This is a genomic window from Microcoleus sp. PH2017_05_CCC_O_A (genome assembly GCF_020738785.1).
Taxonomy (GTDB): domain Bacteria; phylum Cyanobacteriota; class Cyanobacteriia; order Cyanobacteriales; family Microcoleaceae; genus Microcoleus.
Window position 1 is genome coordinate 1 of the sequence record NZ_JAEQCB010000227.1, and the last position, 6,657, is coordinate 6,657.

4 protein-coding genes are annotated in these 6,657 nt (G+C 48.9%); all 4 read right to left on the minus strand.

The annotated features are described in order from the left end of the window. Positions 1-157 precede the first annotated feature (157 nt). Entirely contained in the window at positions 158-649 is a 492-nt protein-coding gene (locus JGK20_RS32015; RefSeq protein WP_293193853.1) for a CRR6 family NdhI maturation factor, read from the minus strand. 349 nt (positions 650-998) lie between these two features. Next, positions 999-2,933 carry a DUF3685 domain-containing protein gene (locus tag JGK20_RS32020; RefSeq protein WP_293226750.1) on the minus strand — a complete coding sequence of 645 codons (1,935 nt, stop codon included), beginning with the start codon at positions 2,931-2,933 and terminating at the stop codon, positions 999-1,001. A gap of 53 nt (positions 2,934-2,986) precedes the next feature. After that, positions 2,987-5,191 carry a hypothetical protein gene (locus JGK20_RS32025; RefSeq protein WP_293233499.1) on the minus strand — a complete coding sequence of 735 codons (2,205 nt, stop codon included), beginning with the start codon at positions 5,189-5,191 and terminating at the stop codon, positions 2,987-2,989. A gap of 692 nt (positions 5,192-5,883) precedes the next feature. Beyond that, complete coding sequence (locus JGK20_RS32030; protein ID WP_293187058.1) at positions 5,884-6,348, minus strand: Fur family transcriptional regulator; 465 nt, start codon at positions 6,346-6,348, stop codon at positions 5,884-5,886. Positions 6,349-6,657: the final 309 nt, after the last annotated feature.

Here is a 6,657-nt window from a genome sequence, read left to right on the forward strand (position 1 = left end):
TGGACGAAGAAGGTATTCGGAGATGGAAAATTATCAAATAAAATCTTTAACCCACGGAGGTGGGTTTGGTTTGTGTAGACGCGGTTTCAACCGCCGGGTAATTGAAATACGAGGTGATTGGAACCAGTTTCAACTAACCGCCGATTCATCCAGGAAATCACAAACCCGAATAAGGCACGATGACATCAAAAAAAGCATCATCCAAATCGTAACCAAACATCTGCGACATTGCCATCAACTTCGATTTACTCGGAATTCCCTGCTGGTTCAACCAATCAGTCAACACAAAAATTTTGCTCATCAAAAACATTTCCAAAGCTTCAGGATTGTACTGAATGCCTTGGGTGCGGTGGAATTGGTGCGGCACTAACATCGCGGCATACCGGGCCAATTCTCCGGCTTTCCAATCCAGCAAAAATGGCAACCAAGGATAACAAGCATCCAAGCGAATAAACCACAGCCGCACTTCGGGAAGTTCCGATATTTCTCGCGGATCTAATTCTTCGCGCGGATACTCAATTTCAAATTGTACCTGTTGTTCGTTTTGGGCGATCGCTCCTGTGGCCAGCCACTGTTCAATAACAGTCCGCACCGGAGACAAATCTAAACTGTTTATGCGATCGGCATCAATCGCTATCATAATACTCATAAAAAGTCAACCTTATAACATTAATTCATTATCTATAATACCATCAATCATCAATTAACAATTACCAATTATCTCTCATCATACTGATTTATCTCAATCCGTTCACTCCCGTACATTGTCCTGTTCACTCTTCGGGTGCCTCTGGTTTTTGAAGCCTGAAGAAGCATGACCGCATATAAGTTATTAGTTATACTCTCATATTCACGGAGGTCATGCTTCGCCCCTACAAACATATTTGCCAAACCCAGATGCACCCCTCGGACAAACGAAATAATTCTGGCAGGCTTTGCGGTTTTTAACCCTTCTCGGACAACTGTCAACTGTCAACTGTCAACTGTCAACTGTTCCCTCAGCCATTTTTGCCAAACTTGCTATCCTGCAAAGAATTGCCAATACCTTGGATAATTCCCCGCCCGATCAAACCAATTCCCCGCCCGATAACCTGCGTCAAAACGTAAACAACAGCAGTACCCAACAGCGAAATAACAGCGCGAACCCTAGGTGCGATCGCATCCCGAGTTTCCAGCACCAAAGTTAAAGCCAACTGCCACCCAGACAACTGTGCTAACTCCAGATTTCTTGGAGCATAAATAGAAATTCTCTTAATTCCAGAATCGCCCAACACAAACAGCCAAAACCTGCTTTCAAAAATAGCTTTAGGTTCTACAAAATAGCTATCCCAGCGATATCTCCACGATAAATCATTCCGAAACCGCTCAATTTCTCGTGTTGAAATCAACTTGCCATCGTAAAAAGTTTGCTTGATTTCCTCAATATCTGCAAAATTATTGAGCAGAGGCTGCACGACTCCGCTAGCAACTTGAATTACCAAATTTTCCAACAAAGCTTCTGCTCGCTGCATCGCTTGCGGGCTGCCAGCAACACAAGAAAGATTGTCAACTGTGAGGGGAATTTCAAATAGCAAATGTGCAAATAAATCAACTGTCATCGGAATTTTATCAAGGATTTCCGTGGCAACTGCTGTTTCATCTGCCAGCAGCACCGGCACCACTTCTACGCCGCTGCCGCCCCATAAATTAGCAGCGATTTCCCCTTGACTTTCTGGCAGTAGTTTCAAGCTTGTTTGACTGCTGTCAACAACCAGATTTTCTCCCGTTTGCAGCGTATAGTATCTGCCAAAAAAATCTATGATTGTCGCTTCCCACAAATCCCGCAAAATAGCAGGCATTTTTTCCGAAAATTGAGTTTGCTGCACTTGCCCCAAGCGCAATTCCTCTAGCAACTCCCGTAACTTCCGCAGGATGGAACTCATCAATTCGTGCTTTTTGGTCGATCGCAAAATATCGATCTCCAAAGGCACCCCCGTCAAATTCACCAAATCCACCTGCAATTTAGCAGCCACCGAGTCAAACAAGCTACCTTGCCAATTATTTGTCAGCACCAAAGATTGACCCGAACCTCGGGAATTCGTGACTTGCAACTGAGAATTATCCCACAAACTCTCCCCTCTTTCTTCTCCCGTCTTTCTTCTCCCCTCGGACTCTTCCTTCTCCCCTCGGACTTCTTCCGACTTCCCTCGGACTTCCAATAACTGACTGACAATCCAACGAGCAGCCAGCAATTCTCGGCGGCGCCCGCTGACTACAATCCCATCTAAAATAGTGGCTAAGTCTGTCGAATCTGCCACTTTGATCTGTTCCAAATCAGCTTTGACAATTGCCAAAGCTGCATCTATTTCTCGCAATCCAGACACACAAAAATAAGCCAGAATTTTTTTGTGTACGGGCGTATCAATTGTCAGACTCTCAGCATTTTCTTCTGGATTGGCTGCGGAATTTTCTATTGTTTTAACCGTCGCTGAATTTAGCTCTATTTGAGAGTTCGCTGGCGTATCTGTCGGCCAATAAGTGCCGCTGGATGCTACCACGCGAATAGCTTCTATTGTCTCGGAAATATCTCTATCTTTAGGACAATAGCCCTTCGCGCCCGCAGCTTGTAACTGCCCCAACTGATCCGGTGCGAGTGGCCCACCTAGGAGCAACAGCGGTAGGTTGGGGTACAAATTTTTGAACTCGCCACAAACTGCCAGCGTCTGTATTAGACCCGATCGCAAACTTAACCTCTCAACAGCCAAAATTACCAAATCAACGGGCTTCTTGGCCCAGAGAGAGGCGGTCGATCGAGCTTCCAGAACCTCCAACGCCTCGGTTCCCGTGCCCACATCTGCGACAACTTCCAAGTCTGGATACTGCTCGCAGGCGACTCTCAGCCCCAGTCGGAAAATGGGGTCGGGATCGATCGACAGCAGTTGCAAATTACTCACTCGATTTTATATTTTAGATGTGAGATGTTAGACGCGCCTCCCCTAAAACCCAATTACTCGGGGATCAAATTAGCATCAGGAGGTCCAGCCGGCTGAGGAATCGAAGGCGCCGGTTCCGGAGCCGGAGCCGGAGGAGGAGCAGGTTGCGGAGCCGGAGCCGGGGCCTGTTGTCTCGCGGGCGGATAGTAAGGTTCCGGCTCCCTCGCGGGCGGGTAGTAAGGTTCCGGCTCCCTCGCGGGCGGATAGTAAGGTTCCGGAGCCGGAGCCGGAGCCTCTTGTCTGGCGGGCGGATAGTAAGGTTCTGGAGCCGGAGCCGGAGCCTCTTGTCTGGCGGGCGGATAGTAAGGCTCGGGAGCCGGAGCCGGCTCGGGAGCCGGGGCGTACTCTTCCTGTCGCGGAGCCGGCGCGTACTCTTCCTGTCGCGGAGCCGGCGCGTACTCGCGAGCGGGTTCCGGCGGCGGCGCAGTGTTGACTCTCAGTTCGGCGCTCCAGCGCCCGATCGCACCTGCTGCCTCTGAGTGCAGCGCCCTACCGTAACCGACTTGGGAAGCCATATTAATCGCCGCCGACAGACTACCTTGAGATGCTAATTCCGCAGCTCGATCGAGAATCGGACGATCCTGAGCAACTTGCAGTTCGCTCACCCACTGATAGACATTATCCTGAGCTTTAGCGTAAAGAGTCCTACCGCTCTTAATTTCCGAAGCTTTGTCAATAGCCGCGGTCAGTTTTCCTTGCTTGGCCAGGGCGATCGCCTCATCTAAAAAAGGCTGATCTTGAATAACTTCTATGCGTTTCGTCCACTGAGCCAGGAGAGTTTGCGCCTCTACTCTGCGGGGACGGTTTTGAGAGATCAGAAGTACCTGAGCAATGCCGCCCTTAAGTCCTTCAACCGTTCCCGGTGCTACCAACTGCTTCGCCAGGTTCACAAAAGCTTGGTCTTCGATCCGCTGAATTTCGCGGCGCCAAGTAGCCACCAAAGTTTGAGCGTGAACCCGCCGCGGCTGACGAGGCCCGATGGTTTGCGCTTGCTCGATCGCCATCTGAAGCGCCCCGATTTGACCGAAACTCGCGATCGTGCTTGCCACTTGCAGCCGCAGTAAATCTTGAAACTGCACCTGTAAACTTTCAACTTGAACTTGAGCCTGCTTGTACAGAGGTCGGCCAGGAGCAATTTGGCTAGCAGCCCCCTGCCCTTCGAGCAAAGTAAAAATATGTTGTGCCAGTGGCGTCGATACCGACTGGTTCCACATCACCGCCTGAGCCCTACCCAACTGCATCAAATCTTGAGCTTCCGCAAACAGTGGCGAATCTTGGGGCACCACAGAAGCAGCCTCGATCGCCCCCGGAAGGTCTTTCCCCTTCAACCGCTTAGTCGCCATTGCCAGCAAAGTCCGGCTCCAGCCCTCAATTTCCTTTTCTGCTTTACCGCGGGCAAAAAGCTGCGGGTCTATTTTGCGAGCCAGGACGATCGCCTCAGCGAACTTTTGCGGAGTTCCCTCCTGCGCCAAATTTCTAGCCTCTTGCAAGCGCTGCCAGCCGTTTCTTTCCAGAGAAATTTGCTGAATCAGCTCGTTGTAGCGCTTCTGACTCCAGAAAATATTTTCCAGCTTAAACAGAGCTTGAGCGTAATCCCATGCCTTCCTCAGATCCTCACTTTTCAAAGCTGCTAGCGCTGTATCGTAGAGTTTTTGACCCTCCTGCCAATTTTTTTCCCAAGCAGTCACAGCATCCTGTACCTCTGGGTAAGACGGACTGGTTTTCGGAATTTTTGCCACAATTGCCAGAGCCCCCTTCAAATCGCCCAGCTCAATTTTCGCCCTGGCAAATGCGAGCATGGCTTTCGACCATTCCCCGATCAAATGTTGGCCCTGCGAGTATAGCGGGTGTTCTTTCGGCCAAGCCTGCACCAGTCCTATTGCCGATTCTAGCTGTTCTAGCTTGCCCGATTTAGCAGCTTGCTGAGCGCAGTAAAGTCGCTCTCCGTCCGCCGCCAATGGCGACAGTTGCTGGCAATTCGGTGGCGGTGGCATCGTCAGCAGCCACAGAAATGCAGCGGCACCCGTTACTCCAAATCCCACCAGGAGACTCAGCCAGATCAGTTGCCACTGCCAAAAAGTTCTTTTCCCCTCCCTCGGCGACGCCGTGAGGGAGGAACTTGCATCGCCTGTCGCCTCTGCACTCAACTGTGCCGTCGGTTTGGGGGATGGGTTGTATTTGGGTGGTGTGTGGAATTGGTCAGATTGTCGTCTCGCCATTACTTCAGCCTGTCCTGTAATGCGCTCTCTCCGTGACACTCCCACATCAAATCATCGATTGCGATGTGGGCTTCTGACTCCTGTTAAGGAGATCTAGAATTTCCTTCAAGGTACTTGCAATTTTTCCCTTTACGGCGTTTTGTAGTGAGGTTCGTGTCTAGCCCCACTGCTTGCTTCCAAGTATTTTAGGCTCAAGAAGCACGTAAATCATACCAGTTATCCAACAATTATTCACTGCTTCCGGTGCAGTTTAGCTGAAAAAACATTAGAAAGCCCCGTCAGTCTAGCGATTTTCAATTTTCGATCTTCGATTTTCGTCTTGACTCCACAGATAAATTTGCCAGGGTTCTGAAAATGTTGCTACACAAAATTTCGATCGATTCGGTCCGACTAAAAAATCAAGCGGGTACTAAACCCGGATTTTCTCCCAACTTTATACGTATAGAGGGTAGAGCTATTTTTTTTACTTAGTGCTACATTTTATTTCCCGATCGCCCAACTTGCCGATCGAGTTTGAGTTTCAAGGTACGTAGTTGGGCTTTAGCCCTCTTTAGAGGTATGTGTAAAGAGGGCTAAAGCCCAACTACGTACCTCGGCCCGATCGAGCAACTATCAATATTTGAATCATTTTATACCTTGAACAGCCATAGCAAAAATATCCCTTTTGCTTCTAACAGTGGCTGCCTCATCATTTACGAAGCTTTTGGCGTATCGCTAGCAGTTGATGCTGCCGTAGCTGACTCTGCCGATCTATATCCGTAGAAATCTATCCGGTAGTCTACAATTTTGACACCTGTTTGCTGTTGGATTTGTTCAATCAAGTCGATCGGCAATTCCACATGAACGTCGAGAATCTGAGCCGTATCCAGACAATTGACATGAGAGTGAGAGTCGCTGACATTCCCGTACAAGCGTCCCTCCGAGCGTTCGATGCACTCAATAATCCCTTCTCTCGACAAAGCTTCCAGATTTTGATAAACAGAAGTATGACCGATCCCCTTTGCTTGTTGGTTCAGGCGATCGTAAATTTCGCGAGCCGAGAGGTGTTCTTTTGCATCCCACAAAAGCTCTAGAATAAATCGACGCTGGCGGCTCAAGCGCATTCCCATAGCCTGACAGCGGTTTAAAGCATCTTCTAATGAACGAATTGGTTTCACAGCTACCGCCTTCTAAAGCCTGCTCGATTTTTTATACTGGTACAATACATTGCACGCCTGTCTATATATAGCTTAATTCTAACGCAGGGTTTCCCAACACTAGAAGCTAGAGGGCAAAAATCTCAAAGATATTGAATTTTTTGTCGTTGCCGGATTAGCCCGCTGCCAGCACGCATCAAAAAATTCTCCTTCTCAAAAATATTGCCTTAACTGCTTCGTAAAACTTACCCAAACTTAACTAAAGCCATCTTTAGCTACAATGAAAGAGTTCACTTCCTGCGCTATTGAGTGGTCGGCCATCCCAAGGTA